This is a genomic window from Methylobacterium sp. C33D, assembly GCF_053345825.1.
The window spans coordinates 41,090-66,449 of record NZ_JBKFAV010000005.1; the positions used below are offsets into that span (position 1 = coordinate 41,090).

Genomic DNA, 25,360 nt, shown 5'->3' on the forward strand with positions numbered 1-25,360 from the left:
TGGCGCCGCCGTCGCGGCGGGGTGCCTGGGCAATGGGTGTCGCCCGGACCGGTTCCTTGCGCGCGCAGCCGCCGCAGGGGAACCCGACCCGGGCCCGCGTCTTTGACGCCCCGCCGCCGCATGGCCTAGTGAGGACGCATGTCCCTGGAAGATACGACCCGCTCGCTCGCGGAGGAGTGCGCGCCCGACACGCGCAGCCGCATCCTCGCGACGGCGGGCACGTATTTCCGCGAGATCGGCTACCAGAAGACGACCGTGGCCGACATCGCCCGGACGCTGAAGATGAGCCCGGCCAACGTCTACCGCTTCTTCGAGTCGAAGAAGGCGATCAACGAGGCGGTGCTGGAGCGGCTGATCGGCGAGAGCGAGGCGGTGATCCTCGGCATCGCCGACCGGCCGGGCCTCGACGCCACCGCGCGCCTCGCGGCGGCGATCGAGGCCCTGCATCGCGACTGTACCCGGCGCTGCGAGACGTTTCCCCGCCTGCACGAGATGATCGAGGCGGCGATGGCGGAGAGCTGGGACGTCTGCCGCCACCACGTGGCCCGGATCACCGCCGGGTTCGAGCGAATCATCCGGGACGGGGTGGCGCGGGGCGAGTTCGAGGCGGCCGACCCCGCCGAGGCGGCCGCCTGCGTCCACGTCGCCATCGCCCGCTACACCCACCCGCTGCTGGTGGGCTGCTCCACCCTCCAGCCGGTGCCGCCCATGGCGGCGATGACGGCGTTCCTGCTGCGGAGCCTCGCGCCGCGCGGGCCGCTGTCGTAGCGCGCGGCGGCCTACTCGGAGGCCGGTCCCGCCTCCGGCGCCGGCTCGGAGGCGCTGGGCTGCGGGCCGTCATAACCCTCGATCACCAGGATCTCGGCCTCGACGCCGCCGCGCTGCTTGGCCTTGGCGGCCTGGTAGAGGTCGGAGTTCCAGCAGGCGAGGGCGTCGGCGTAGCTCGGGAACTCGATCACCACGTTGCGGGACCGGGCCGGGCCCATCACCGCCTCGTGGGCGCCGCCGCGCACGAGGAAGCGGCCGCCGAACTTGGCGAAGGCCGCGCCGTTGGCCGCCACGTACGCCTTGTAGGCCTCCGCGTCGCGGACATCGACCCGCGCGATCCAGTAGCCCTTGGTCATGCTGCGTCTCCTGCCCTGCGGAGCGAAGTGGGACCGCTCCGCCCGAAGGCAATCCCGCTCGGATCAGGCGAGGTCCGCCACGATCGCCCGCGCCACCGCGCGGGGGTCGGCGGCGCCGGTGATCGGGCGTCCGACCACCACGTGGTCGATCCCGGCCCGGCGGGCATCGCCGGGGGTCATGACCCGCTTCTGGTCGCCGGCCTCGGCGCCCGCCGGGCGGATCCCCGGGGTCACGATCAGCCGGTCCGGGCCGACGACGCGCCGGACCGCGCCCGCCTCGGCGGCCGAGCAGACGAGGCCGTCGATGCCGATCTCGGCCGCCTGGGCGGCGCGCTTGGCGACGAGCTCCGCCACCGGCAGGCCGTAGCCGGCCTCCGCGGCGTCGGCATCGTCGTAGGAGGTCAGCACCGTCACGGCGAGGATCTTGAGCCCCGCGCCCCGGCCGCGGACCGCCGCCCGCATGGTCTGCGGGTAGGCGTGGACGGTGAGGAAGGTGGCGCCGGAGCCCGAGGCCGAGCGCACGCCCTCCTCGACGGTGTTGCCGATGTCGTGGAGCTTCAGGTCGAGGAAGACCTTGAGGCCGCGGCCCGCCAGCCGCTCGGCGAGCGCGAGGCCGCCCGCGTAGCCCAGCTGGTAGCCGATCTTGTAGAAGGTCGCGGCGTCGCCGATCCGGTCGATCAGGGCCTCGGCCGCCCGCACGCTCGGCAGGTCGAGGGCCACGATCAGGCGGTCGCGGGGGTCGGCAATCTCGGTCATCGGCGCGTCCTTCGGAGTCGCGGCAGCGATCCCGCGGAACGCCTGCGCCGTCAATGCCGGCACGGCCACCTCACCCCGCCAGCACCCGCGCCACCTCCGCCTTCAGCACCGGCAGCAGCTCCGCCTCGAACCAGGGCTCGCGCTTGAGCCAGCCGGTGTTGCGCCAGGACGGGTGGGGCAGGGGCAGGACCCGGGGGCGGCGCGGCTCGGCCAGGATCTCCCGCCAGCGCCGCACCGTCCCGGTGAGGCCGCCCGTCATCCGTCCGAGGTGCCAGCCCTGCGCGTACTGGCCGATCACCAGGATCAGCTCCAGGTCCGGCAGGCCGGAGAAGAGCTCCGCCCGCCAGCGCTCGGCGCATTCCCGGCGGGGCGGCCGGTCGCCGCCCTTGGCGTCGAGCCCGGGGAAGCACGACCCCATCGGCACGATCGCGACCCGGGCGGGATCGTAGAACCGCGCCTCGTCGAGCCCGAGCCAGGATCGCAGCCGCACGCCGGACGGGTCGGTGAACGGCTGGCCGGTGCGGTGCGCGCGGGTACCGGGCGCCTGGCTGGCGATGCACAGGCGGGCCGTGGCCGAGCCCTGCACGATCGGCCGGGGCTCCTGGGGCAGGGGCGGACCGTAGCGCGGCGTGTCGCGGCAGAGGCGGCAGGCGCGCAGGCGCGCGGCGGTGTCGTCGAAGGCGGGCATGGCCCGGAGATGGCGTCGCGGCGCGCGAAAAAGAAACGGCGCGGTGTCGCGCCGCGCCGTCGTCAGTCGGGTCTCTTGCCTTGGGGGGAAGGCCCCTCCGTCCTACGCCGATCCGCGCGATCGGAACGTGCGTTTCCTCACGCGCCCTTCGCGCCCGAGAGGTCGAGGGGCAGGGAGCGCAGGCGCCGGCCGGTCGCGGCGAAGACCGCGTTGGCGATCGACGGCCCGAGCACGGGCACGCCCGGCTCGCCGATCCCAGTGGGCGCCGCCTGGCTCGGCACGATGTGCACCTCAACCTTCGGCATCTCGCTCATCCGGGTCGGCTCGTAGGCGTCGAAATTGTGCTCCTGCACCTGGCCGTCCTTGAGGGTGATGCGGTTGCGCAGCACCGCCGACAGGGCGAAGCCCACCGCGCCCTCGACCTGCGCGCGGATCACGTCCGGGTTGACCGGAACGCCGACATCCACCGCCGCCACGATCCGGTTCACCCGGATCGCGGCGTCGTGCGCCGTGACGTCGGCCACCATGGCGACGTAGGAGCCGAAGGATTCGTGGACCGCCACCCCGAGGCCGCGGCCCTGCTCCTGCGGCCTGGCGCTCCAGCCGGCCTTGTCGGCGGCGAGCTTCAGCACGCCCGACAGCCGCGGCGCCTGGGTCAGGAGGGAGAGCCGGTAGGCGACCGGATCGACGCTGGCGGCGTGCGCCAGCTCGTCGATCATCACCTCCATCACGTGGGCCGTGTGGGTGTGGCCGACCGAGCGCCACCACAGGACGGGCACGCCCTCGCGGCCGTTGTGGACGCCGAACCGGTAGGCCGGCAGCGCGTAGGGCGTGTCGGAGGCGCCCTCGACGGTGGTGGAATCGATGCCGTTCTTGACGATCATCGCCTCGAAGGGCGAGCCGATCATGATCGACTTGCCGACCATGACGTGGTCCCAGCCGACCACCGCGCCCTTGCCGTCGATGCCGGCCCGGACCTTATGGAGCACGGTCGGGCGGTAATAGCCGCCGGCCATGTCGTCCTCGCGGGTCCAGACGAGGTGGACCGGGGCCTTCTCGCCGGACGCCTTGAAGACGGCAGCGGCCTCCGCGAGGTAGTCGGCGGTGGGGGTCGCCCGGCGGCCGAAGGAGCCGCCGGCCCAGTTGCTGTGCAGCCGGACCCGGTCGGCCGTCACGCCGAGGATCGCCGCCATCGTCGCCTGCTCGACGGTCTGGAACTGGAAGCCCGCGTAGACGTCGTAGCCGCCGTCGGCCGCCCGCTCGATCGTGGCGTTCAGGGGCTCCATCGCCGCGTGGGCGAGGTAGGGGAAGGTGAACTCGGCCTCGACGACCTTGGCGGCGCCCTTCAGCGCCGCCCGCGGGTCGCCGCGCTCGGACGCCGTCAGGCCCGGGCCCTTGGCCCGCTCCCGGTACTCGGCCAGGATCGCGTCGGACGAGCGGGTCTCGGCGGCGCTGTCGTCCCAGGCGACGGTCAGCGCCTCGCGGCCCTTCATGGCCGACCACGTGTCGCGGGCGATCACCGCCACGCCGGTCGGCACCTGCACCACGTCGAGGACGCCCGCGACCTTCCGGGCGGCCGCGGCGTCGAAGCTCTTCACGGTGGCGCCGAAGCGCGGCGCCCGCGCCACGACGGCCGTGACCTGGTTCGGGCGGCGAATGTCGAGGGAGTAGACCGCCGTGCCGTTCGTCTTGGCGACGGAATCGAGGCGCGGCACCTTCGCGCCGATCAGCGTCCACTCGCTCGGATCCTTGAGCCGCGGCTCGGAGGGCACCGGCAGGGAGGCGGCCGAGAGGGCGAGCTCGCCGAACCGGGCCTGCCGGCCGGACGGGGCGTGGCGCACGAGACTGTCGGCGACCGTGATCTCGGAGACCGGCACCTTCCAGCGGAAGGCGGCCTCGGCCATCAGCATCTCGCGGGCGGCCGCGCCCGCCTTGCGCAGCTGGAACCAGGAATTGGCCACCGCGGTCGAGCCGCCGGTGCCCTGGATCGGGCCCATCAGGGTGTTGTTGTAGAGCGCCGCGTCCGCGGGCGCGAACTCGGTCCGGACGTGTCGCCAGTCGGCGCCGAGCTCGTCGGCCAGGATCGTGGCGAGCCCCGTCGTGTTCCCTTGGCCCATGTCGAGGTGCTTGATCACCACCGTGACGGTGTCGTCCGCGCCGATCCGCACGAAGGCGTTGGGCTGCGCCTTCACGTCGGCGAGGTTCGGGCCGGGCGCGGCGCGGGCGGGTTTCGGGTCGAGCCGGAACGCGACCACGAGGGCGCCGGCGCCGGCCAGCAGGCCGCGGCGGCTGGGACGGGCGGGCAGGGGGCTCGGTCGACGGGCGTTCAGCATGGCGGCGAGGCTCCGGTCGGGACCGCGGGGCGGGGCGGGCGAGGGGCAGAGGAAGGTGGGCGCCGGGACGGATCAGGCGAGGCTGCGCGCGGCTTCGTGAATCGCCGCGCGGATGCGCTGATACGTGCCGCAGCGGCAGATGTTGCCGTCCATGGCGCCGTCGATGTCGGCGTCGGTCGGCTTGGCGTTGCCCGAGAGCAGGCCGATGGCCGACATGATCTGGCCGGACTGGCAGTAGCCGCACTGGACCACGTCGAGCTTGCGCCAAGCCGCCTGGACGGCCTCGGCCACCCGGCCCGACACGCCCTCGATGGTGGTGACCTGCGCGGTGCCGACATCGCCCAGGCGCGTCTGGCAGGCGCGGACCGGCTGGCCGTCGAGATGGACCGTGCAGGCGCCGCACTGCGCGATGCCGCAGCCGTACTTGGTGCCGGTGGCGTCGAGCCGGTCGCGCAGGACCCAGAGCAGGGGCATGTCGGGATCGGCGTCGATCGCGTGCGCGACGCCGTTGACGGTCAGATTCGGCATGGTCGGCGACCCTCTCTCGACGCGCGTGTCCGGGCGCCCCGGATCGCGGCGTGCGGCCGCGCTCGGGCAAGCGGGCCTGCGCGCCAGGATAGCGGGCGCCGGCCCGGACACGATGTGCGGCACCGCACGTCGATCCGGCGCAACGACAGGCTCACCACAGCCCGCGATGCTTAAGATTGAGGGGATGCCGGCAGCCCCTTCTTAACACATCCGCCCCATCCTCACGGAGAGGTTCCCAGCCACCGCCGCCCGCCCGCGCATTCGAGCCGAGTTTCAAGACGCGCATGTCCGATCTCACCGTCGAGATGGTCCAGCGCGGTCGCGGCCCCTCGACGGAGGAGGCGGCGCGCCGCCTCGGGGTTGCCCGCGAGATCCGCTCGGCCCGCGAGAAGCTGACCTCGCAGACCGGCCTGGAGCGGGCCTTCGACTACGAGCTGCTGCGTCACTACGCCCAGTACCGGGCCGGCGCGGGCATCCCGCTGGCGGGGTTCGCGGCGGCCCTGGCCGCGGCGGCGACCTTCTGGATCGCGCCGCCGGTGGCCGTGGCCTGGGCGCTCGGCGTCTTCCTGATGATCACGCTCAACACGACGTTGAGCCGGCGTTTCCTCCGGGCGGACCCGGCGACGATCCCGCTCGCCCGCTGGCGCCGCCGCTTCCTGATCGGCGAGGTGCTGCAGAGCCTGTCGTGGGCCGCGATGATCGGGCTCGGCACGACCGGCGGCTGGACCTTCGCGCTGTTCGGCCTCGTCATCGCCTCCGCGGTCACCACCATGCTGGCCGCGACGGTGCCGCTCGCCGCCGTCGCGGCCCTGGTGCCGCTGGCCCTCGCCACCGCCTCGCTGGCGGCCTTCTCCCGCGGGATGGACCTGCTGATGCTGGTGGTGATGGCCGGCGGCGCGCAGGTCTTCTTCCTCGGCCTGTCCCGCCGCCTCTACACCTCGACGGTGGGCGCCCTGCGCTCCCGCGCCGAGAAGGACGCGGTGTTCGGCGAGCTGGAGCAGGCCAAGGCCAACTCGGACGAGGCCCGCCGCCGGGCCGAGGAGGCCAACCTCGCGAAGTCGCGCTTCCTCGCCACGATGAGCCACGAGCTGCGCACGCCGCTCAACGCCATCCTGGGCTTCTCGGAGGTGATGAAGAACGAGGTGTTCGGCACCCACACGGCGCCGTCCTACCGCGAGTACTCGCACGACATCCACGACAGCGGGATGCACCTCCTGAACCTGATCAACGAGATCCTCGACCTGTCGCGGATCGAGGCGGGGCGCTACGAGCTCAACGAGGAGCCGGTGCAGCTCGCCCACGTGGTCGAGGAGTGCCGCCACATGATGGGCCTGCGGGCCAAGGCGAAGAACCAGACCTTCCACGACCTCGTCGACGCCTCGCTGCCGCGGCTCTGGGCCGACGAGCGGGCGCTGCGCCAGATCGTCTTGAACCTGCTGTCGAACGCCGTGAAGTTCACGCCCCCGGGCGGCGAGATCTGGCTGAAGGTCGGCTGGACCGCCTCGGGCGGCCAGTACGTGTCGGTGAAGGACAGCGGCCCGGGCATCCCCGAGGACGAGCTCGGCACGGTCCTGTCGTCGTTCGGGCGCGGCTCGCTGGCGATCAAGACCGCCGAGCAGGGCTCCGGCCTGGGCCTGCCGATCGTGAAGGGCCTCGTGGAGCTGCACGGCGGGCAGTTCCAGCTGTCCTCCAAGCCCCGCGAGGGCACCGAGGTGGTGGTGACCCTGCCGGCCGCTCGGGTCATGGACACGCTGCCGCCGGTCGAGGTCGAGCCGGACTTCGTGGGCCCCGTGCGCGGCCCCCTCAACCGCGCCGCCTGAGCGGCCCGGCGGGCCGCGCGCCCCGGTTCAGCCGAGACCGCCGAGGGCGCAGATCCGCGCCCACTCGGCCTCGGTCACCGGCTGCACCGACAGGCGGGAATTGTTGACCAGCACCATGCCGGCGAGCGCCGGGTCGGTCTTGATCGCCTCGAGCGTGACCGGGCTCGGCATCGCCCGCACGGCCTTGACGTCGACCATGCCGAAGCGGCCGGTCTCGTCCGTGTGGTCGGGATAGTAGGCGCGGGTCACCGCCACGATGCCGACCACCGCCTTGCCCTCGTTCGAGTGGTAGAAGAAGCCCCGCTCGCCGACCTGCATGGCCATCAGCTGCTTCTTGGCGAGGTGGTTGCGCACGCCGTTCCAGTACGTGCCGGCTTCCCCGGCCGCGACCTGCTGATCCCACGACCAGGTCGCGGGCTCGGATTTGAACAGCCAGTACGCCATCGCTGAAGTCCCAGTAGACCGCCCGGCCGGGCGGCGCGCCCCGCCATAGCCCAGCTTCGCCCCCCGGGGACAGGCCGGCGCGGCCGTGGCCGGGCGCGGCGCCCGCGACCAAGCACAGCCCGCGTAGAACGCCGCGCAGTTCTATCGCAATCCTTGGGCAAATATTAAATTCTGCATGCAATATCCGTAGAGCGTACCTCATACCAATCACCGGTTGCATATATGTTCTCAGTCATCGGTTGTTTTGCCGGGGAACACAATCTGTGGTTGGCATCCCTCGCGGCCCTCGTCTGCGCGCTGGCGAGCGGCACCGCGATGGAGCTGCTCACCCATGCCGGCCGGACCGGCGGCCGCGGCCGCTACGTCTGGCTCGCGGTGGCCGCCGCCGCCGGGGGATCGGGGATCTGGGCGACGCATTTCCTGGCGATGCTCGCCTTCGAGCCCGGGCTGCCGTCGGGCTACGGCGTCGGGCTGACGCTCCTCTCCTACGTGGACGCCGTCGCGATCACCGGGCTCGGCTTCGCCCTGGCCGCGTCCGGCCGGTCGGTCCAGGCGGGCCTCGGCGGCGCCGTGGTCGGCGGCGGCATCGCGACCATGCACTACACCGGCATGGCGGCCTACCAGGTGGCGGGGCACCTCGCCTGGAATCCCGCGCTGGTCGCGGTCTCGGTCGGCCTCGGGGCGGGGCTCGGCGCCGCCGCCCTGGTGGTCGGCCTGTCGGCCACCACAGTCCGGGGTCGGTACGGCGGCGCCGCGCTGCTGATCCTGGCGATCTGCGGCCACCACTTCGCCGGCATGGGCGCGGTGACCCTCCATCCCGACCCCACCGTGGCGATCCCCTCGGGGGCGATCCGGACCGGATGGCTCGCGGCGGCCGTGGCGGTGGCGAGCTGCCTGATCCTGCTGCTCGCCGGCGCCGCCCTCGTGGTCGACCTGCGCGAGCGCCGCCGCGCCGATCTCGAGCGCGAGCGCCTGCGCAGCCTCGCCAACGCGGCCGTGGAAGGCCTCGTCGTCTGCCGCGGCGGCGAGATCGTCAGCGCCAACGAGGCCTTCGCCCGGCTCGCGGGCCTGGAGGCGGCCCTCCTGACGGGGCGGAGCCTGAGCGCCTACCTGCCGGACCTCGTGCCCGGCGCCGGGACGGCCGACCAGCCCCTGGAGACCGAACTCCTCCCGGCGGGAGGCGCCCCCATCCCGGTGGAGGTGATCATGCGCCCGGTCGCCGAGTACGGGCGCCTGCCGCACCACGCCGTGGCAGTGCGCGACCTGCGCGCCCGGCGCCGGGCCGAGAGCGAGATCCACTACCTCGCCCACCACGACGCGCTCACCGGCCTCGCCAACCGCACGAGCTTCCACGCGCGGCTCGAGCGGGAGATGCGCGCCGCGGACGTCCGGGGCGGCCGGCTCGCGGTGCTGTGCCTCGACCTCGACCGCTTCAAGGAGGTCAACGACCTCTTCGGGCACGCGACCGGCGACGCGATGCTGCGCGACCTCGCCCTCCGGGTCGGCGGCCTCCTCGATCCCAAGCAGCTGATGGCGCGGCTCGGCGGCGACGAGTTCGCCATCCTGACGCCGCAGGCGGAGGGACACGTGGAGGGACACGTGGAGGGACACGTGGAGGGACACGTGGAGGGACACGTGGAGGGACACGTGGAGGGACACGTGGAGGGACAGGCCGAGCGGCTGGCCGAGCGGATCCTCGCCACCCTGGCGGCGGTGCCGGCCGCCTCCGGCCCGGTGATCGCCACCAGCATCGGCATCGCGGTCTATCCCGACGACGCCGCGGACCTGCGCGCGCTGCTGAGCCACGCCGACGCCGCCCTCTACCGGGCCAAGAACGAGGGGCGCGGGACCTGCCGGCGCTACGACGCCAGCATGGGCGCGGAGATCCGCGACCGGCGCCAGCTCGAGCACGACCTCCGCCACGCGGTGGCGCGGGGCGAGCTGGCGCTCGTCTACCAGCCGCAGAGCCGGATCGAGTCCGGCACGGTCACGGGCTTCGAGGCGCTGCTGCGCTGGCACCATCCGGACAGGGGCAGCATCTCGCCGGCCCTGTTCGTCCCGATCGCCGAGGAGACCGGGGCGATCCTCGAGATCGGCGCCTGGGTGCTGCGAGAGGCCTGCCGGGCGGCGGCCGCTTGGCCGAACCCGCTGGCGATCGCCGTCAACGTGTCGGCGGTGCAGCTCCACAACCCGCTCTTCGTCCAGTTCGTCCACGGCACCCTGTACGAGGCCGGGCTGCGGGCGGAGCGCCTGGAGATCGAGATCACCGAGACGGCGCTGATCCGGGACCCGGCCCGGGCGCTCCTCACGCTGCGCCAGCTCAAGGCCCTCGGCGTGCGGATCGCCATGGACGATTTCGGCACCGGCTACTCGTCGCTGTCGAACCTGCGCTCCTTCCCGTTCGATCGGATCAAGATCGACGGCTCGTTCATCAGGGCGGTCCACACCAACCCGCAGGGGGCGGCGATCGTGCGCTCCGTCCTGGGACTGGGGCGCGGCCTCGGGCTCGCCGTGGTGGCGGAGGGCGTGGAGACCGCCGAGGAGCTGTCCTTCCTGGCCGGCGAGCAGTGCCACCTCGCCCAGGGCTACCTGCTGGGTCGGCCGGCGCCGATCGCGCGCTTCGCGGACCACACCCACGGCCAAGGACGAGACCGCGCTGTACCGGCGGCCTCGGTGGCGTGACGGGGGTTGCGGGCGGGGGATGGCGGGCCGGGGCCGGCGCTCAGTCGGTCTCCCCGCGCAGCGGACGGGCCAGCAGGCCGGCGATCACGTCGTCGACGCTGGCCGTGCCCGCCACGATGGCCGCGACGGCCTCCGCCACCGGCATCTCGATGCCCTTGGCGGCCGCCAGCCCGGCGAGCGCCGCGGCCGTGAACGCCCCCTCGGCGAGCTTGCCGCCCGCGGCCTCGGCCGGGCTCGCCCCGGCGCCGAGGCGCTGGCCGAAAGCGAAGTTGCGCGATTGCGGCGAGGAGGCGGTGAGCACGAGGTCGCCGAGGCCGGACAGCCCCATCAGCGTCTCGGGCCGGCCGCCGAAGGTGCGGGCGAAGCGCATCAGCTCGGCGAAGGCCCGGGCGATCAGCGCGGCCCGGGCGCTCTCGCCGAGCCCCCGCCCGGCCACGATCCCGCAGGCGATGGCGAGCACGTTCTTGCCGGCACCGCCGATCTCGACGCCGCGCACGTCGTCGGTGTGGTAGAGGCGGAAGCTCGGTCCCGACAGCAGGGCGCTCAGGGCGGCGGCGCGGCCGGCATCGGCCGCCGCCAGGGTCACGGCCGTGGGCAGGCCGCGGGCGACGTCGATGGCGAAGCTCGGGCCGGACAGGACCGCCACGGGCGTCCCCGGCGGCAGGACCTGCTCGGCCACCGCGCTCATGAAGCTGTCGCTGCCGCGCTCGATCCCCTTGGCGCAGAGGATGACCGGCCCCGCCGTCGCCAGGGGCTCGCGCAGGGCTTCGAGCACGCCGCGCACGGTCTGGGCGGGCACGACCAGGAGGGTCGCCCGGGCACCCGCGAGGTCGGCGGCCTCGCCCGTCGCCCGGATCGCCGGGTGGAGCGGCACGCCCGGCAGGTAGCGCGGATTCTCCCGCTGGACCTGGAGGGCGGCGGCGGCCCCCGGGTCGCGCAGCCAGAGGGTGACGGGATGGCCGGCCCCGGCGGCGGCGTTGGCCAGCGCCGTGCCCCAGGCCCCGCCGCCGACGACGTTGATCGGGGTCTCGGCGCTCATGCCGCTTCCTCCCTGTCGGCGCAGTCCAGCCGGTAGAGCACGTGGTCGCGCAGCGGCCCCTCCGGCACCGCCGGATGCGGGAAGGTCCCGGCCGCGCGCATGCCGAGACGCTCCATCACGGCGCGGGAGCGGCCGTTGCCGGCCGCCGTGAAGGCCACGACGCTCCGGATCCCGCAGCGCTCCGCGAGGTCGGCGCGGGCGAGCCGCGCGGCGCGCGTGGCGAGGCCGCGGCCCCAGGAGTCCCGCGCGAGGCGCCAGGCCAGCTCGACCGTCGAGCCGGGCCGGTCGCCGCCCGGGAAGGGCAGGGGCCGCAGGATCCGCATCGCGCCGGCGAAGCCGACGAACCGGCCCGCGTGTTCCAGGGCCCAGGGGCCGAACCCGTCCGCCACGAAGCGGCGGTCGAGGAGGCCGGCCTCGGCGGCGCTCTCCGTCGCGGTCCGGGTCCGGGGAAAGTGGGCCATCACCGCCGGATCGGCGTTGAGCGCCGCGAACGGCGCCGCGTCCTCCGGGCGCCAGCGGCGCAGGGTCAGGTCGCCGTCGCGGAGAGCCGTTGGCACCGGCGCGAGGGCGATCTTGCCGCGCCACGCGAGCGAGCGGCGGTTGAGGAGGGCGAGATCCGCGCGACCGGCGAGCACCGCCTCGCCGAGCGCGATCGCCAGTTCCAGCTGCGCGAGGGGCATGGTGGCGTGGGCGGGCGGGCGGACATGGTCGCGCCACGCGCCGCCGCAGGCCTGATCCAGGAGGATGCGGGCGAAGCAATGGTCCAGCCGCACCGGCCAGCCCGGCCGGGCGGCCTCGGGCAGGCGGCGCCCCACCAGGTCCCGCCAGTGCGCGCGCCGGTCCGCCGCGCTCATCCGGCCGGGACCGCCGCGCGGGCCGGGGCGGCCGCCAGCGGCCAGCGGGGCCGCGCCGGGGCGGTGAGGTCGTCCACCAGCCCGAGGCGCAGGCGCTCCAGCCCGGCCCAGGCGATCATCGCGCCGTTGTCGCCGCAGAGGGGCAGGGGCGGGGCCACGAAGCTCAGGCCCGCCTCGCCCGCGAGGGACGCGAGCGCCCGCCGGACGGCGCCGTTGGCGGCGACGCCCCCCGCCGCCACCAGGGCGGTGGGGCGACCGGCCGCGTCTGAGAAGGCGCGCAGGGCGACCCGGGCGCGGTCCACCACCACGTCGACCACGGCGGCCTGGAAGCTCGCGCAGAGATCGGCGACGTCGCGCTCGGCCAGCGGGGCGATCCGCTCGGCCTCGATCCGCACGGCGGTCTTGAGGCCCGAGAGGGAGAAGTCGGCCTCGCGGCGGCCGAGCATCGGCCGGGGCAGGGCGAAGCGCTCGGGATCGCCGGCCTCGGCCACGCGCTCGACCTCGGGGCCGCCGGGATAGCCGAGGCCCAGGAGCTTGGCGACCTTGTCGAAGGCCTCGCCGATGGCGTCGTCGACGGTGGAGCCGAGGCGCACGTAGTCGCCGACGCCGCGCACGGCGACGAGCTGGGTGTGGCCGCCCGAGACCAGGAGCAGCAGGTAGGGGAAGGCGATGCCGTCGGTGAGCCGCGCCGTGAGGGCGTGGGCCTCCAGGTGGTTGACGGCGAGCAGGGGCTTGCGGGTCACGAGCGCCAGGGTCTTGGCGGTGACGAGGCCGACCAGCACGCCGCCGATCAGCCCGGGCCCGGCCGCCACCGCGATGCCGTCGAGGTCCCGGAAGCCCGTTCCGGCCCGGTCGAGGGCGCGGGCGATCAGCCGGTCGAGCACCTCGACATGGGCGCGGGCGGCAATCTCCGGCACGACGCCGCCGTAGGCCGCGTGCTCGGCGATCTGGCTCAGCACCTCGTTGGCGCGGATCTGGGCGACCCCCTCCTCGTCGACCGACACCACCGCGGCGGCGGTCTCATCGCAGGTGGTCTCGATGCCGAGCACGGTCTTCTGCACGCGCGGAACTCCTTAGTCCGGGCTCATCCTATCCGGCGGCGGTGGCGGCGCGAAGGCGGCCGGCCCATGCCCATGCCCATGCCCGGGCCCGGAGCGTGGTGGATGCGCGCCGCCCTCCGTCCCCGAACGGTGGCGCGCCGGCCGTCGTCAGTCGACGGCGACCATGACGTCGGAGGCCTTGATCACCGCGTAGGCGGGACCGCCGGCGACGAGCTTGAGGGACTCGACGGCCGCGTTGGTGATCGAGGCGGTGACCACCTGGCCGGGGCTGATCTCGATCTTCACGTGGGAGGTGGTCGCCCCCTTCTCCACCGAGACGACCGTACCCTTGAGGACGTTGCGCGCGCTGATCTTCATGGTCTGCTGCCAATCTCCACGAGCGGCACCGGAACGGGCCGCGGGGCGGCCCCGGGCCGGTCTCCTACAGCATGGCGGAGCCCGGCGCGACCGCCTCAGCGCGGATCGGCCCCGGGCGCGCCGGGCTCGTCCTCGGGGACCGGCGCGGCGCCCCAGGCGGCGAGCGCGGCGTTGAGGTCTTCGAGGACGAAGTGCCGGGCGCTGTCCCGGTCGTAGCCTTCCGCGAGGAGTTCGTCGTAATCCGTGAAGACGTGGCGCGCGTAGGCCACGAGGGCGAGGCGGGCCGCCGTCTCGGGGGCGGCCCGGCGCAGGCCCGGGCTCGCCAGCGCCCGGTCGAGGGCGGCCTCCGCCTCGAAATCCGGCAGGCGCGGGGCGAGGCGGGCCAGGGCCGCGGCGACGGCCTCCCGGCGGTTCAGGGGCGGACCGGCGCTCACCGGGGATCTGCCGTCGGCATGATTTTAAAGGTGTGATCGGGTAGGATCGCCGCCAGATGAGGCGGGGCCGGCACAGGATCCTCCGCCGGGGAGATCACGTCCATGGCAATTCTTCGTCCCGCGCTGCTTCTCGGCCTCCTGCTCGGGGCGACGCCGGCGCTGGCCCAGAGCCCGGCTCCGGGCGCGGGCCCAGGCCCCGCCGCCCCGGCCGGCCCCATCGTGGGCGGCCGCCGGGTCACCCCCATGAGCCAGACCAAGCCGACGGGCAACGCCGCCGTCACCGGCCTGCCGCAGCCCGTGAACCAGGCCGAGATGATCAAGGCCCAGAAGGCCGCCGAGGCCCGCTCGAAGGCCTGGGACAGCAAGATGCGGCACACGATGGGCTCGATCTGCCACGGCTGCTGAGGCCCGCATCCCGTCCCGGGTGCCGGAGGTCCGCCTTCGGGACGGGGCTCTCGAAACGCGAAGGGGCCGCCCGAACGGGCAGCCCCTCCATCGGTCGCCGGGGCGACAGGATCAGCGGGAGTAGAACTCGATGACGAGGTTCGGCTCCATCTGCACCGGGTAGGGCACCTCGGACAGGCTGGGGATGCGGGTGACGCGGGCGGTCATCTTGGCGTGGTCGGCCTCGATGTAGTCCGGCACGTCGCGCTCGGAGAGCTGGGTCGCCACGATGACGATCTCGAGCTGGCGGGACGACTCCTTGACCTCGATCAGGTCGCCGGCCTTGACTTGGTAGCTCGGGATGTTGACGCGCACGCCGTTCACCTTGACGTGCCCGTGGTTGACGAACTGGCGCGCGGCGAACGGGGTCGCGACGAACTTCGCCCGGTAGACCACGGCGTCGAGGCGGCGCTCGAGCAGGCCGACGAGGTTCTCGCCGGAATCGCCGCGCAGGCGGATCGCCTCGGCGTAGTAGCGGCGGAACTGCTTCTCGGTGATGTTGCCGTAGTAGCCCTTGAGCTTCTGCTTGGCGCGCAGCTGCGTGCCGAAGTCGCTCATCTTACCCTTGCGGCGCTGGCCGTGCTGGCCGGGGCCGTACTCGCGGCGGTTGACGGGGCTCTTCGGGCGGCCCCAGATGTTCTGGCCCATGCGGCGGTCGAGCTTGTGCTTCGCCTGAATCCGCTTCGACATATCTTTCGCGTCCTCTCGTGACGAGAATGAGGAACGCGCCCTCCTTTTCCCGGCCCTTCGCGGTCCGGGACGACAGGGCGGGAGGATCCCGCCCACGGGTGCGCGTGAAAACGCGACGGGGCCCCGCTCGGAGCCCCATCGTCGGGCGGGTCTTTAGGGGACGGAGGCGCCGCGGTCAACCGTGAGAGGTCAGATGGACGAGTCAGTGGCGGTCCGGCGCGGTGTGCCGACGGACGCGGAGGCGATCCGGGCGCTGGTGGAGGTGGCCTACAGCAAGTGGATCCCGGTGATCGGCCGCCTGCCAATTCCCATGCAGGCGGATTACGCGCAGGCTCTGCGGGACAACCGCTTCGACCTGCTGCCCGCCGGTCCGGATCTCGCCGGGTTGATCGAGACGAGGGCGGAGGCCGACCATCTGCTGGTCGTCAACGTCGCGGTGCACCCGGCCTTCCAGGGGCGGGGCTTCGGCAGCCGGCTGATGAGTCTCGCGGATGCCGTCGCGGCCGGGGCGGGGCTCGCGCGGCTGCGCCTCTACACCAACAAGAAGTACACGGCGAACCTGCGCCTCTACGGCGCGCTGGGCTACCGGGTGGAGCGGGAGGCGCTCTACGACGGACCGGGCCGGACTCGCGACGACGACGTCACCGTGCACATGGTGAAGGACTTGGTTTGAGGAATCGGCGCCGGCCCTGCCGTCATCGCGAGCAGCGAAGCGCCCCAGGGTCGCGCACCGCCGTCGAGCGTGGCGCCTCTGGATCGCTTCGCTCCGCTCGCAAAGACGGGGCGTCGCCCGGCTCCCCTCAGGTCACCACGCTCGGCTCAGGCCTTCCGGTGCGGGGCTCGATCTCGGCGATCGCGCGGGCCGCGGCCGCGACCGGGGCCAGCACCTCGGCCACGGCCGAGTCGAGCCGGTCCGGCGCGTTCTCGTAGCGCTCCAGGTAGACCCGCAGCGTCGCCCCGGCGGTGCCGGTGCCGGAGAGCCGGAACACCGCCCGCGCGTCCTCGGCGAAGCCGATCCGGATGCCCTGACGCTCGGTCATCGAGCCGTCCACCGGGTCGCGGTAGGCGAACTCGTCGGCCGTCGACACCGTGAGGTCGCCGATCCGCGTGCCCGGCAGCTCGGCGAGTTTCTCGCGGAGCGCGTCCATCAGGCCGTTGGCGGCGTCCGAGTCGACCTCCTCGTAATCGTGGCGGGCGTAGTAGTCGCGCCCGTAGGCGCGCCAATGCGCCCGCACCAGCGCGTCGGCGCGCTCGCCGGTGGCGGCCAGGATGTTGAGCCAGAGCAGCACCGCCCAGAGTCCGTCCTTCTCGCGCACGTGGTTCGAGCCGGTACCGGCGCTCTCCTCGCCGCACAGGGTGATGAGGCCCGCATCCAGCAGGTTCCCGAAGAACTTCCAGCCGGTGGGGGTCTCGTAGGCCTTGATGCCGAGGGCGGCCGCGACCCGGTCGGCGGCGCGGCTCGTGGGCATGGACCGCGCGACACCGGCGAGCCCGCCCGCGTAGCCCGGCGCCCGGTGGGCGTGGGCGGCGAGCAGGGCGAGGCTGTCGCTCGGCGTCACGAACAGGCCCGGCGCCACGATCATGTTGCGGTCGCCGTCGCCGTCCGAGGCGGCGCCGAAATCCGGCGCGTCCGGGCCCTGCATCAGGTCGAACAGGTCGTGGCAGTGGACCGGGTTCGGGTCCGGGTGGTGGCCGCCGAAATCCTCCTTCGGCTCGGCGTTGACCACCGTGCCGGCGGGGGCGCCGAGCATCCCTTCGAGGATCGCCGTCGCGTAGGGGCCGGTCACCGCGCTCATGGCGTCGAAGCGCATGCGGAAGCCGGAGGCGAACAGGCGCGACACCGCGTCGAAGTCGATGAGCGTGCGCATCAGCTCGGCATAGTCGGCCACCGGGTCGATCACCGTGACGGTCATGGTGCCGAGGCGGGTGTCGCCGAGCGTGTCGAGGTCGAGATCCGGGGCCTCGACGAGACGGTACTCGGTCAGCGCCTTGGCCCGCGCGAAGATCGCGTCGGTGACGGATTCCGGTGCCGGGCCGCCATTGGCGGCGTTGAACTTGATGCCGAAATCGCCCTCCGGTCCGCCCGGGTTGTGACTCGCCGAGAGCACGATGCCGCCGAGCGCCTTGGCCTTCCGGATCACGCAGGAGGCGGCCGGCGTCGAGAGCAGGCCGCCCTGCCCGACCAGCACCCGGCCGAACCCGTTGCCGGCTGCGAGGCGCAGCGTCTTCTGCACCACCTCCCGGTTGAGGAAGCGCCCATCGCCGCCGAGCACCAGGGTGGCGCCCGCCTTGTCGGGCAGGGTGTCGAAGATCGCCTGGACGAAGTTCTCGACGTAGTTCGGCTGCCGGAACACCGGCACCTTCTTGCGCAGGCCGGAGGTGCCCGGCTTCTGGTCGGGGAAGGGCGTGGTGGCGACGGTCGTCGGGGTCGTCATAGGCGGGCGTCTCCCGGGCTCTCCCGCCTCAATGCCCGCGCGGAGGCGCGGCGTCACCAGCCCCGGCGACAGGGGCGGGCTTTTTTCACGGCGTTTCGGGGGATCAGGCGACGGAAGCGTCTTTGCGCGCGGCGCGCGGCAATCCGGCAGCGCCGCGCTCATCGAGGTCGCGCGGCCCGGGGTCGCTTCGCTGCGCTCGCGATGACGACAGGATCGAAGCGCTCCGCACCGCTACTCCGCCGCCTGCCGGGCCGCGTAGCCCAGCCGCTCGTTCAGCGCGCGGATCAGCTTGGCGGCAGCCTCGGCGATCACCGTGCCGGGCGGGAAGATCGCCGCCGCGCCCGCCGCCGTCAGCGCCTCGTAGTCGCCCGGCGGGATGACGCCGCCGATGGCGATCATCACGTCGTCGCGGCCCTGCTCGGTGAGCGCCGCCTTCAGCTCCGGCACCAGCGTCAGGTGGCCGGCCGCCAGCGACGAGACGCCGACGATGTGCACGTCGTTCTCCACCGCCTGCCGGGCGGCCTCCGCCGGCGTGGCGAAGAGGGGCCCGATATCCACGTCGAAGCCGAGATCCGCGAAGGCCGAGGCGATCACCTTCTGGCCGCGGTCGTGCCCGTCCTGGCCCATCTTGGCGACCAGGATGCGCGGCCGGCGGCCGTCATTCTCCTCGAACGCCTCGACCAGCGCCCGGACTTCCTCGACCACAGGCGACATGCCCCCCACCTCGCGCTTGTAGACGCCGGAGATCGAGCGGATCTCGGCGCGGTGCCGGCCCCAGGCCTTCTCCAGGGCCTCCGAAATCTCGCCCACCGTCGCCTTGGCGCGGGCCGCCTCGACGGCGAGTTCCAGCAGGTTGCCGGCGCCGTCGGCGGCCTTCGTGAGCGCCTCCAGCCGCGCGGAAACCGCGGCCTCGTCGCGCTCGGCGCGCAGGCGCTTGAGCTTGTCGATCTGGAGCCGGCGGACATTGCCGTTGTCCACCCGCAGCAGCTCGATCGCCATCTCGTCGTCGGCCCGGAACTTGTTCACGCCGACGATGGTCTGGCGGCCGGAATCGATCCGCGCCTGGGCCCGGGCGGCGGCCTCCTCGATCCGCAGCTTCGGGATGCCGGCCTCGATCGCCTTGGCCATGCCGCCGAGCCCGTCGACCTCGCGGATGTGCTCCCAGGCCCGGGCGACCATGTCGGCGGTGAGCTTCTCCACGTAGTAGGAGCCGCCCCAGGGATCGACGATCCGGGTGGTGCCGCTCTCCTGCTGCAGGAACAGCTGGGTGTTGCGGGCGATCCGGGCCGAGAAGTCGGTCGGCAGGGCCAGCGCCTCGTCCAGCGCGTTGGTGTGGAGCGACTGCGTGCCGCCCTGCGTCGCCGCCATCGCCTCGATGTTGGTGCGGGTGACGTTGTTGAACACGTCCTGCGCGGTGAGCGACCAGCCCGAGGTCTGCGAGTGGGTGCGCAGCGCCAGGGACTTCTCCGACTTCGGGTCGAACCCCTTCACGAGCTTCGCCCAGATCAGGCGCGCGGCCCGCATCTTGGCGATCTCCATGAAGAAGTTGGTCGAGATCGCCCAGAAGAACGACAGGCGCGGGGCGAACTGGTCGATGGTCAGCCCGGCGGCCAGCCCCGCCTTGATGTACTCGACGCCGTCGGCCAGCGTGTAGGCGAGTTCGAGATCGTTCGTCGCCCCGGCCTCCTGCATGTGGTAGCCGGAAATCGAGATCGAGTTGAACTTCGGCATGTTCTTCGACGTGTAGGCGAAGATATCCGAGATGATCCGCATCGATCCCCTGGGGGGATAGATGTAGGTGTTGCGGACCATGAACTCCTTGAGGATGTCGTTCTGGATCGTGCCGGCGAGCTTCTGGGGCGGCACGCCCTGCTCCTCGGCGGCGACGATGTAGAGGGCGAGGATCGGCAGCACCGCGCCGTTCATCGTCATCGATACGGTCATCTCGTCGAGGGGAATCCCCGAGAACAGCGTGCGCATGTCGTAGATCGAGTCGATCGCCACGCCCGCCATGCCGACATCGCCCGAGACGCGGGGATGGTCGGAATCGTAGCCGCGGTGGGTGGCGAGGTCGAAGGCGACCGACAGGCCCTTCTGCCCGGCCGCGAGGTTGCGCCGGTAGAAGGCGTTCGAATCCTCGGCCGTGGAGAAGCCGGCGTACTGCCGGATCGTCCAGGGCTGGGTGACGTACATGGTCGGGTAGGGGCCGCGCAGGAACGGCGCGATCCCCGGATAGGTGTCGAGGAACTCGATCCCCTCCCGGTCCTCAGGCCCGTAGCGGCCCTTCACCGGGATGCCCTCCGGCGTCATCCAGGGCTCGCCGAGCGCCGGAGCCGCCACCGCGAGCGATTCGCCTGAGAACGGGACTTCGGCGAAGTTCGGGATGCGGGAGGTCATGGCGTTGACTCGTTGTGGCGTTTGTCACGCCATTATAGGGACCCGCTCGGAGCGGGCTACTCCCCTATCGGTCGAGCTTCCGCGGAGGCGCGCAGCACAGGCGCCTCAGCGCACCTCGGCGTCCCGTTGCCCTGGGCCGCGCCGCAGGAGGTAGATCACCGCGCCCGCCAGCATCAGCGCCATCCCGTACCACGTGATCGCGTAGACAAGATGGTTGTTGGGGAAGGCGATCACCGTCAGGCCGCCCACCGGCAGGCCGCCGGGATTGGGCGTCGCGTCCGCGTCCACGAAGTAGGGGGCGACGTCGGTCAGGCCGCGCGCCGCCGCGATCGCCGCCACGTCGCGGGAGTACCAGCGGTCGTCCCTGGCATCGTTGGAGCGCAGGAACGCGCCCTTCGGCTCGGTCAGCCGCAGGAGACCGGTGACCGCGGTCTCGCCCGCGACCTGCCCGGCCGCCCGGCTCGCCGGATCCCGCCGGGCGCCGGGCACGAAGCCGCGGTTGACCAGCACGAGGGTCCCGTCGGGACGCCGCAGGGGCGTCAGCACCCAGAAGCCGCCGCCCAGCTCGGTGACGGCCTGAACCAGGGTCTCGCGATCGTGCAGGAACGTGCCGGTGATCTGGACGTGCCGGTAGGCGTCGTCGGGGCCGACACGCGCCCAGGCGGCGGGCCCGGGGGCCGGCACGGGCGGCGCGTGGACCCGGGCATCGACCTGGGCGATCAGGTCGAGCTTCCAGGCCCGCCGCTCCACCTGCCAGGTCCCGAGCCCCAGCAGCACCAGGAAGACGATGCCCGCGCCGACGCCGAACACGGCGCGCCGCAGAAACGCGCGCGGGGCCGGGGAGGGGGCCGATCCCGGATCAGCCCCCCCTCCCGACCCCGCGGGCCTCATCGCCGGACGCGCGCTCAGCGGGCGTTGTTCATGACGTCGTGGGCATCCATCGGCATCATGTTGTGATTGAGGTGGTACATCACCCACACCGAGCCGGCGAGCATGATCACCACCAGCGTGATCGTGAAGATCAGCGCCATGAAGGTCCAGCCGCCCTCCGACTTCGTGCTCATGTGCAGGAAGTAGATGACGTGCACGACCATCTGGACGCCGCCGAGCGCCAGGATGACCAGGGTGGTGACGAGGCTGTTGTCGAGGACGTTGCCCATCACCAGCCAGAACGGGATCACCGTCAGGATCACCGACAGGACGAAGCCCGTCATGTAGCTCTGGAAGGTGCCGTGCCCGCCCTCGCTGTGGGCGTCGTGGTGGCCGTGCCCGGCGGCGGCGTTGTGAACGTCGGCGCTCATTCGAGCACTCCCATCAGGTAGACGACGGTGAAGACGCCGATCCAGATCAGGTCGAGGAAGTGCCAGAACATCGACAGGCACATCAGCCGGCGCTTGTTCTCGACGATCAGGCCACGCTTGCTGACCTGCACCATCAGCACGACGAGCCACAGGATGCCCATCGAGACGTGCAGGCCGTGGGTCCCGACCAGGGTATAGAACGAGGACAGGAACGCGCTGCGCCAGGGCGGCGCGCCCTCGTGGAACAGGTGGACGAACTCCCGGATCTCCAGGGCCACGAAGGCGACGCCGAACAGGCCGGTGATGGCGAGCCAGATCTGCGTCTGCTTCACCCGGTCCCGGTCCATCTCCAGCATGGCGAAGCCGTAGGTGATGGACGAGAACAGGAGCATGGCGGTGTTCACCGCGATGCCCGGCAGGTCGAACAGCTCCTTCGGGGTGGGGCCGGCCGCGTAGCTGCGCCCGAGCACCCCGTAGGTCGCGAACAGGGTCGCGAAGATGAGGCAGTCGCTCATCAGGTAGAGCCAGAACCCGAGCATGGTCGAGCCCTCGGAATGATGGCCCTCCTCGTCGGTCTGGTAGAAGACTGGCGCCGCGGCGCCGGGGGGTGCAGTCTCCGCGTGCATCATCGGATCACGCCATCTCCAGTTCGCGCGTCCGCTGACCTTCCGTCCGACTGACGACGTCGGCGGGAATGTAGTAGTCGCGATTGTAATTGAAGGTGTGGGCGATCGCCACGACGAAGATCGCGACGAAGCTGAGGATCGCCAGCCACCAGACGTACCAGACCATGGCCAGGCCGAAGATGAAGTTCAGGACCGCCAGGATCGCGCCGGCCGCGGTGTTCTTGGGCATGTGGATCGGCTTGTAGCCCTTGAGCGGGCGGTCGAAGCCGCGGTTCTTCATGTCCCACCACGCGTCGGAATCGTGGACCACCGGCGTGAAGGCGAAGTTGTAGTCCGGCGGCGGCGAGGAGGTGGACCACTCGAGCGTCCGGCCGCCCCAGGGGTCGCCGCTGAGGTCGCGCAGCTTGTCGCGGTTCCGGATCGAGACCACGAACATGACGATCTGCGAGGCGATGCCGCAGGCGATGAGCGCCGCGCCGATGGCGGCGATCACGAACCAGATCTGCAGCGACGGGTCGTCGAAGTGCTGCATGCGCCGGGTCACGCCCATCAGGCCGAGGACGTAGAGCGGCATGAAGGCGACGTAGAACCCGGTCACCCAGAACACGAGGGCGACCTTCCCCCAGAACTCGTCGAGCTTGAAGCCGAAGGCCTTCGGGAACCAGAAGGTCACGCCGGCGAACATGCCGAACAGCACGCCGCCGATGATCACGTTGTGGAAGTGCGCGATCAGGAACAGCGAGTTGTGCAGGACGAAGTCGGCCGGGGGCACCGCCAGGAGGACGCCGGTCATGCCGCCGATCACGAAGGTGACGATGAACGCCACCACCCACAGCATCGGCACCTCGAACCGGATCCGGCCGCGGTACATGGTGAACATCCAGTTGAAGATCTTCGCGCCCGTCGGGATCGAGATGATCATGGTCGTGATCCCGAAGAACGAGTTCACGTCCGCGCCCGAGCCCATCGTGAAGAAGTGGTGCAGCCACACGAGGTAGGCGAGGATGGTGATGACCACCAGCGCGTAGACCATCGAGGTGTAGCCGAACAGGCGCTTGCCGCAGAAGGTCGAGGTGATCTCCGAGAACACACCGAAGGCCGGCAGGATCAGGATGTAGACCTCCGGGTGACCCCAGATCCAGATCAGGTTGAAGTACAGCATGGCGTTGCCGCCGAGGTCGTTCGTGAAGAAGTGCGTGCCGACGTAGCGGTCGAGCGACAGCATCGCGAGAACGGCCGTGAGGATCGGGAAGGCGGCCACGATCAGGATGTTGGTGCACAGCGCCGACCAGACGAAGATCGGCAGCTTCATCATGGTCATGCCCGGCGCCCGCATCTTCACGATGGTGGCGACCAGGTTGATGCCCGAGAGCAGCGTCCCGATACCGGCGATCTGCAGCGCCCAGATGTAGTAGTCGACGCCGACGCCGGGGCTCATCGCCGCCCCGGACAGGGGCGGGTAGGCCAGCCAGGTGGCGCGGGAGAACTCGCCGACGAACAGCGAGACCATCACCAGCAGGCCGCCGGCGACCGTCATCCAGAAGCTGAAGTTGTTCAGGAACGGGAAGGCGACGTCGCGGGCGCCGATCTGCAGCGGCACGGCGAAGTTCATGAGGCCCGTGACGAACGGCATCGCCACGAAGAAGATCATGATCATGCCGTGGGCGGTGAAGATTTGATCGTAGTGGTGCGGCGGCAGGAAGCCCTGCTGGTCGCCGAACGCGATCGCCTGCTGCGAGCGCATCAGGATCGCGTCGGCGAAGCCGCGCAGCAGCATGATGCCCGCGAAGATGCAGTACATGATGCCGATCTTCTTGTGGTCGATCGACGTGATCCAGTCACGCCACATCGGTCCCCAGAAGCGGTAGTAGGTGATGACGCCCAGCACGGTGAGACCGGCGACGGCCACGCCGGCGAACGTCGCCTGCAGGATCGGCTCGTGATAGGGGATCTGCTCGATCGTAAATCGCCCGACGAGCAGCTGCTGTAGGTCCAGGTTTGCGAACATGGGATCGGCCCGTTCAGTGGGTTCGACGGCGACCGCCGGTTGTGTGTGTAGAGTCCGCTGTCAGCACGCGCGGTCTCACTGGTTCAGCTGCTTGGGGGCGATCTGCTCGCCCTCGCTCTGGCCCGCGCCGGGGCCCTTGCCCTGGCTGTCGGGCGACTTCTGGCCCCGGACATCCGGGTTGCCCATGTCGGGCCTTGGCTTCATGCCCTGCGGCTGCGTCTGACCGTGCGGGCCGGTCTCCGAGGCCGGCGCCGTCGCGCCGGGCGCCTCCACGCCGCGCTCGGCGAGGCGGTTGTCGTACTGCAGCCGCTGGTAGTTCTCGGCGGCCTCCGCGCCGTGGGCACCGCCCTGCGCGTCGATCTTCACCATCTCGCCGACGCACATCTGGTCGGGCCGCGGGCACATGCCGATGATCCGGTCGTAGAGGCCCTTCATGTACGCCTTGTAGAACCGCGCCGGCTCGGCCTCGCTCGGCTCCTCGAGCTTCAGGTAGGCCTCCTGGGTGAGCTCGCCGCCCTCGGCCTTGGCCTTGGCGATCCACTGGTCGAACTTGTCGTTGGTCAGGCCGTGGAACTTGAAGAACATGTTGGAGAAACCGGCGCCGCTGTAGTGGGCCGAGCGGCCCTCGTAGGCGCCCTCGCGGTTGATCACCGCGTGGAGCTGGGTCTGCATGCCCGGCATCGCGTAGACCATGCCGGCGAGCGTCGGCACGTAGAACGTGTTCATCACGTCGGTGGCGGTGATCTTGAAGCGGATCGGGCGGTCCACCGGCGCGGCCAGCTCGTTGACCGTGGCGATCCCGTATTGCGGGTAGAGGAACAGCCACTTCCAATCCATGGCCACCGCCTCGACCTCCAGCGGCACGGTGCCGGCCGGGACGTCGCGCTTCGGGTCGATCTTGCTGAGCGGCCGGAACGGGTCGAGGGTGTGGGTCCCGATCCAGGTGAGGGCGCCGAGCGCGATGATGATCATCAGCGGCGCCGTCCAGATCAGCACCTCGAGCTGGGTCGAGTGGTGCCATTCGGGATCGTAGACCGCGTCCTCGTTGGTCGCGCGGTAGCGCCACGCGAAGATCAGCGTGAAGGCGATCACCGGGACGATGATCAGGAGCATCAGCCCGGTCGCCGCCAGCACGAGGTTGCGCTGCTGCTCGGCCACGTAGCCGGCCGGGTGCAGGACCACGAAGTTGCAACCGCCGAGCAGGGTCAGGAGCGGCAGGGCGAGGAGCGGCAGGAGGCGCCGCCCGCGGCCGCCTCGGCGGGTCGCGGTGTCGGTCCTGTCCGGTCGATGGATCGTGGAGGTCACAGCACGCGTCTCGTCATCCCAGGCCGCTCGCGCG

The 25,360-nt window shown here is 71.9% G+C and carries 24 protein-coding genes; 5 read left to right on the top strand and 19 right to left on the bottom strand.

The window, feature by feature from the left end:
• Positions 1–138: 138 nt before the first annotated feature.
• Positions 139–768 (top strand): TetR/AcrR family transcriptional regulator, encoded by a 630-nt coding sequence (locus ACLBXO_RS04815; RefSeq protein ID WP_331313742.1) that lies wholly within the window; start codon positions 139–141, stop codon positions 766–768.
• 11 nt (positions 769–779) lie between these two features.
• Here the strand turns inward: ACLBXO_RS04815 and ACLBXO_RS04820 are convergent, their stop codons facing one another.
• From ACLBXO_RS04820 to ACLBXO_RS04840, 5 genes are all read right to left on the bottom strand, one after another.
• On the bottom strand, positions 780–1,124 hold the full coding sequence (locus ACLBXO_RS04820) for a DUF1330 domain-containing protein (protein WP_043346068.1): 345 nt from the start codon (positions 1,122–1,124) through the stop codon (positions 780–782).
• Between the two features lie 63 nt (positions 1,125–1,187).
• On the bottom strand, positions 1,188–1,880 hold the full coding sequence (gene pyrF, locus ACLBXO_RS04825) for an orotidine-5'-phosphate decarboxylase (protein WP_331313741.1): 693 nt from the start codon (positions 1,878–1,880) through the stop codon (positions 1,188–1,190).
• Positions 1,881–1,950: 70 nt separating this feature from the next.
• The gene (locus tag ACLBXO_RS04830) at positions 1,951–2,568 is read right to left on the bottom strand and encodes a uracil-DNA glycosylase family protein (protein WP_447684652.1); all 618 of its coding nucleotides are present in this window, start codon (positions 2,566–2,568) and stop codon (positions 1,951–1,953) included.
• 137 nt (positions 2,569–2,705) lie between these two features.
• Positions 2,706–4,901 carry a xanthine dehydrogenase family protein molybdopterin-binding subunit gene (locus ACLBXO_RS04835; RefSeq protein ID WP_331313739.1) on the bottom strand — a complete coding sequence of 732 codons (2,196 nt, stop codon included), beginning with the start codon at positions 4,899–4,901 and terminating at the stop codon, positions 2,706–2,708.
• A 72-nt stretch (positions 4,902–4,973) separates the two neighbouring features.
• On the bottom strand, positions 4,974–5,429 hold the full coding sequence (locus tag ACLBXO_RS04840; RefSeq protein WP_103984994.1) for a (2Fe-2S)-binding protein: 456 nt from the start codon (positions 5,427–5,429) through the stop codon (positions 4,974–4,976).
• 284 nt (positions 5,430–5,713) lie between these two features.
• Between ACLBXO_RS04840 and ACLBXO_RS04845 the strand changes: the two genes are divergently transcribed.
• Complete coding sequence (locus tag ACLBXO_RS04845) at positions 5,714–7,249, top strand: sensor histidine kinase (RefSeq protein ID WP_331313738.1); 1,536 nt, start codon at positions 5,714–5,716, stop codon at positions 7,247–7,249.
• A 27-nt stretch (positions 7,250–7,276) separates the two neighbouring features.
• Here ACLBXO_RS04845 and ACLBXO_RS04850 read toward each other — a convergent pair whose 3' ends face one another.
• Positions 7,277–7,693: an EVE domain-containing protein gene (locus tag ACLBXO_RS04850; RefSeq protein WP_331313737.1), complete on the bottom strand. Its 417-nt coding sequence runs from the start codon at positions 7,691–7,693 to the stop codon at positions 7,277–7,279.
• Positions 7,694–7,915: 222 nt separating this feature from the next.
• Here ACLBXO_RS04850 and ACLBXO_RS04855 point away from each other — a divergent pair, with 222 nt between their 5' ends.
• Positions 7,916–10,375 carry an EAL domain-containing protein gene (locus tag ACLBXO_RS04855; RefSeq protein WP_447684653.1) on the top strand — a complete coding sequence of 820 codons (2,460 nt, stop codon included), beginning with the start codon at positions 7,916–7,918 and terminating at the stop codon, positions 10,373–10,375.
• A gap of 40 nt (positions 10,376–10,415) precedes the next feature.
• On the opposite strand, the gene ACLBXO_RS04860 is transcribed toward ACLBXO_RS04855, so the two are convergent.
• From ACLBXO_RS04860 to ACLBXO_RS04880, 5 genes are all read right to left on the bottom strand, one after another.
• Positions 10,416–11,414, bottom strand: coding sequence for an NAD(P)H-dependent glycerol-3-phosphate dehydrogenase (locus ACLBXO_RS04860; protein ID WP_447684654.1), 999 nt, complete (start codon positions 11,412–11,414; stop codon positions 10,416–10,418).
• Positions 11,411–12,268, bottom strand: coding sequence for a GNAT family N-acetyltransferase (locus ACLBXO_RS04865; protein ID WP_447684655.1), 858 nt, complete (start codon positions 12,266–12,268; stop codon positions 11,411–11,413). The genes ACLBXO_RS04860 and ACLBXO_RS04865 overlap by 4 nt, the downstream gene beginning before the upstream one ends.
• Complete coding sequence (gene tsaD / locus ACLBXO_RS04870; protein WP_447684656.1) at positions 12,265–13,329, bottom strand: tRNA (adenosine(37)-N6)-threonylcarbamoyltransferase complex transferase subunit TsaD; 1,065 nt, start codon at positions 13,327–13,329, stop codon at positions 12,265–12,267. The genes ACLBXO_RS04865 and tsaD overlap by 4 nt, the downstream gene beginning before the upstream one ends.
• A gap of 147 nt (positions 13,330–13,476) precedes the next feature.
• Entirely contained in the window at positions 13,477–13,686 is a 210-nt protein-coding gene (locus tag ACLBXO_RS04875) for a TOBE domain-containing protein (RefSeq protein WP_010686190.1), read from the bottom strand.
• A gap of 95 nt (positions 13,687–13,781) precedes the next feature.
• Positions 13,782–14,120, bottom strand: a complete 339-nt coding sequence (locus tag ACLBXO_RS04880; RefSeq protein ID WP_042670839.1) for a DUF2293 domain-containing protein — start codon at positions 14,118–14,120, stop codon at positions 13,782–13,784.
• 102 nt (positions 14,121–14,222) lie between these two features.
• Between ACLBXO_RS04880 and ACLBXO_RS04885 the strand changes: the two genes are divergently transcribed.
• Positions 14,223–14,525, top strand: coding sequence for a hypothetical protein (locus ACLBXO_RS04885; protein WP_331313735.1), 303 nt, complete (start codon positions 14,223–14,225; stop codon positions 14,523–14,525).
• Between the two features lie 111 nt (positions 14,526–14,636).
• Here ACLBXO_RS04885 and rpsD read toward each other — a convergent pair whose 3' ends face one another.
• On the bottom strand, positions 14,637–15,254 hold the full coding sequence (rpsD, locus tag ACLBXO_RS04890) for a 30S ribosomal protein S4 (protein ID WP_010686187.1): 618 nt from the start codon (positions 15,252–15,254) through the stop codon (positions 14,637–14,639).
• 193 nt (positions 15,255–15,447) lie between these two features.
• On the opposite strand from rpsD, the gene ACLBXO_RS04895 reads away from it, so the two are divergent.
• Positions 15,448–15,927: a GNAT family N-acetyltransferase gene (locus ACLBXO_RS04895; RefSeq protein WP_331313734.1), complete on the top strand. Its 480-nt coding sequence runs from the start codon at positions 15,448–15,450 to the stop codon at positions 15,925–15,927.
• Positions 15,928–16,054: 127 nt separating this feature from the next.
• On the opposite strand, the gene ACLBXO_RS04900 is transcribed toward ACLBXO_RS04895, so the two are convergent.
• The 7 genes from ACLBXO_RS04900 to cyoA form a co-directional block, all read right to left on the bottom strand.
• Positions 16,055–17,689, bottom strand: a complete 1,635-nt coding sequence (locus tag ACLBXO_RS04900) for an alpha-D-glucose phosphate-specific phosphoglucomutase (protein WP_331313733.1) — start codon at positions 17,687–17,689, stop codon at positions 16,055–16,057.
• Between the two features lie 231 nt (positions 17,690–17,920).
• Positions 17,921–20,086: a methylmalonyl-CoA mutase gene (gene scpA, locus ACLBXO_RS04905; RefSeq protein WP_331313732.1), complete on the bottom strand. Its 2,166-nt coding sequence runs from the start codon at positions 20,084–20,086 to the stop codon at positions 17,921–17,923.
• Positions 20,087–20,191: 105 nt separating this feature from the next.
• Positions 20,192–20,977 (bottom strand): SURF1 family protein, encoded by a 786-nt coding sequence (locus ACLBXO_RS04910; RefSeq protein WP_331313731.1) that lies wholly within the window; start codon positions 20,975–20,977, stop codon positions 20,192–20,194.
• Between the two features lie 14 nt (positions 20,978–20,991).
• Positions 20,992–21,387, bottom strand: a complete 396-nt coding sequence (gene cyoD, locus ACLBXO_RS04915; RefSeq protein WP_331313729.1) for a cytochrome o ubiquinol oxidase subunit IV — start codon at positions 21,385–21,387, stop codon at positions 20,992–20,994.
• Positions 21,384–22,016 carry a cytochrome o ubiquinol oxidase subunit III gene (cyoC, locus tag ACLBXO_RS04920; protein ID WP_020093234.1) on the bottom strand — a complete coding sequence of 211 codons (633 nt, stop codon included), beginning with the start codon at positions 22,014–22,016 and terminating at the stop codon, positions 21,384–21,386. The genes cyoD and cyoC overlap by 4 nt, the downstream gene beginning before the upstream one ends.
• A gap of 4 nt (positions 22,017–22,020) precedes the next feature.
• Positions 22,021–24,021, bottom strand: a complete 2,001-nt coding sequence (gene cyoB, locus ACLBXO_RS04925; protein ID WP_331313728.1) for a cytochrome o ubiquinol oxidase subunit I — start codon at positions 24,019–24,021, stop codon at positions 22,021–22,023.
• Between the two features lie 75 nt (positions 24,022–24,096).
• Complete coding sequence (gene cyoA / locus ACLBXO_RS04930; RefSeq protein ID WP_331313727.1) at positions 24,097–25,326, bottom strand: ubiquinol oxidase subunit II; 1,230 nt, start codon at positions 25,324–25,326, stop codon at positions 24,097–24,099.
• Between the last annotated feature and the right edge of the window lie 34 nt (positions 25,327–25,360).

Excerpts from the sequence above, each read along its gene's own strand:
- ACLBXO_RS04815 (WP_331313742.1), top strand. The coding sequence starts at position 139 with ATGTCCCTGGAAGATACGACCCGCTCGCTCGCGGAGGAGTGCGCGCCC.
- ACLBXO_RS04820 (WP_043346068.1), bottom strand. The coding sequence starts at position 1,124 with ATGACCAAGGGCTACTGGATCGCGCGGGTCGATGTCCGCGACGCGGAG.
- pyrF (WP_331313741.1), bottom strand. The coding sequence starts at position 1,880 with ATGACCGAGATTGCCGACCCCCGCGACCGCCTGATCGTGGCCCTCGAC.
- ACLBXO_RS04830 (WP_447684652.1), bottom strand. The coding sequence starts at position 2,568 with ATGCCCGCCTTCGACGACACCGCCGCGCGCCTGCGCGCCTGCCGCCTC.
- ACLBXO_RS04835 (WP_331313739.1), bottom strand. The coding sequence starts at position 4,901 with ATGCTGAACGCCCGTCGACCGAGCCCCCTGCCCGCCCGTCCCAGCCGC.
- ACLBXO_RS04840 (WP_103984994.1), bottom strand. The coding sequence starts at position 5,429 with ATGCCGAATCTGACCGTCAACGGCGTCGCGCACGCGATCGACGCCGAT.
- ACLBXO_RS04845 (WP_331313738.1), top strand. The coding sequence starts at position 5,714 with ATGTCCGATCTCACCGTCGAGATGGTCCAGCGCGGTCGCGGCCCCTCG.
- ACLBXO_RS04850 (WP_331313737.1), bottom strand. The coding sequence starts at position 7,693 with ATGGCGTACTGGCTGTTCAAATCCGAGCCCGCGACCTGGTCGTGGGAT.
- ACLBXO_RS04855 (WP_447684653.1), top strand. The coding sequence starts at position 7,916 with ATGTTCTCAGTCATCGGTTGTTTTGCCGGGGAACACAATCTGTGGTTG.
- ACLBXO_RS04860 (WP_447684654.1), bottom strand. The coding sequence starts at position 11,414 with ATGAGCGCCGAGACCCCGATCAACGTCGTCGGCGGCGGGGCCTGGGGC.
- ACLBXO_RS04865 (WP_447684655.1), bottom strand. The coding sequence starts at position 12,268 with ATGAGCGCGGCGGACCGGCGCGCGCACTGGCGGGACCTGGTGGGGCGC.
- ACLBXO_RS04875 (WP_010686190.1), bottom strand. The coding sequence starts at position 13,686 with ATGAAGATCAGCGCGCGCAACGTCCTCAAGGGTACGGTCGTCTCGGTG.
- ACLBXO_RS04885 (WP_331313735.1), top strand. The coding sequence starts at position 14,223 with ATGGCAATTCTTCGTCCCGCGCTGCTTCTCGGCCTCCTGCTCGGGGCG.
- rpsD (WP_010686187.1), bottom strand. The coding sequence starts at position 15,254 with ATGTCGAAGCGGATTCAGGCGAAGCACAAGCTCGACCGCCGCATGGGC.
- ACLBXO_RS04895 (WP_331313734.1), top strand. The coding sequence starts at position 15,448 with ATGGACGAGTCAGTGGCGGTCCGGCGCGGTGTGCCGACGGACGCGGAG.
- ACLBXO_RS04900 (WP_331313733.1), bottom strand. The coding sequence starts at position 17,689 with ATGACGACCCCGACGACCGTCGCCACCACGCCCTTCCCCGACCAGAAG.
- scpA (WP_331313732.1), bottom strand. The coding sequence starts at position 20,086 with ATGACCTCCCGCATCCCGAACTTCGCCGAAGTCCCGTTCTCAGGCGAA.
- ACLBXO_RS04910 (WP_331313731.1), bottom strand. The coding sequence starts at position 20,977 with ATGAGGCCCGCGGGGTCGGGAGGGGGGGCTGATCCGGGATCGGCCCCC.
- cyoD (WP_331313729.1), bottom strand. The coding sequence starts at position 21,387 with ATGAGCGCCGACGTTCACAACGCCGCCGCCGGGCACGGCCACCACGAC.
- cyoC (WP_020093234.1), bottom strand. The coding sequence starts at position 22,016 with ATGATGCACGCGGAGACTGCACCCCCCGGCGCCGCGGCGCCAGTCTTC.
- cyoB (WP_331313728.1), bottom strand. The coding sequence starts at position 24,021 with ATGTTCGCAAACCTGGACCTACAGCAGCTGCTCGTCGGGCGATTTACG.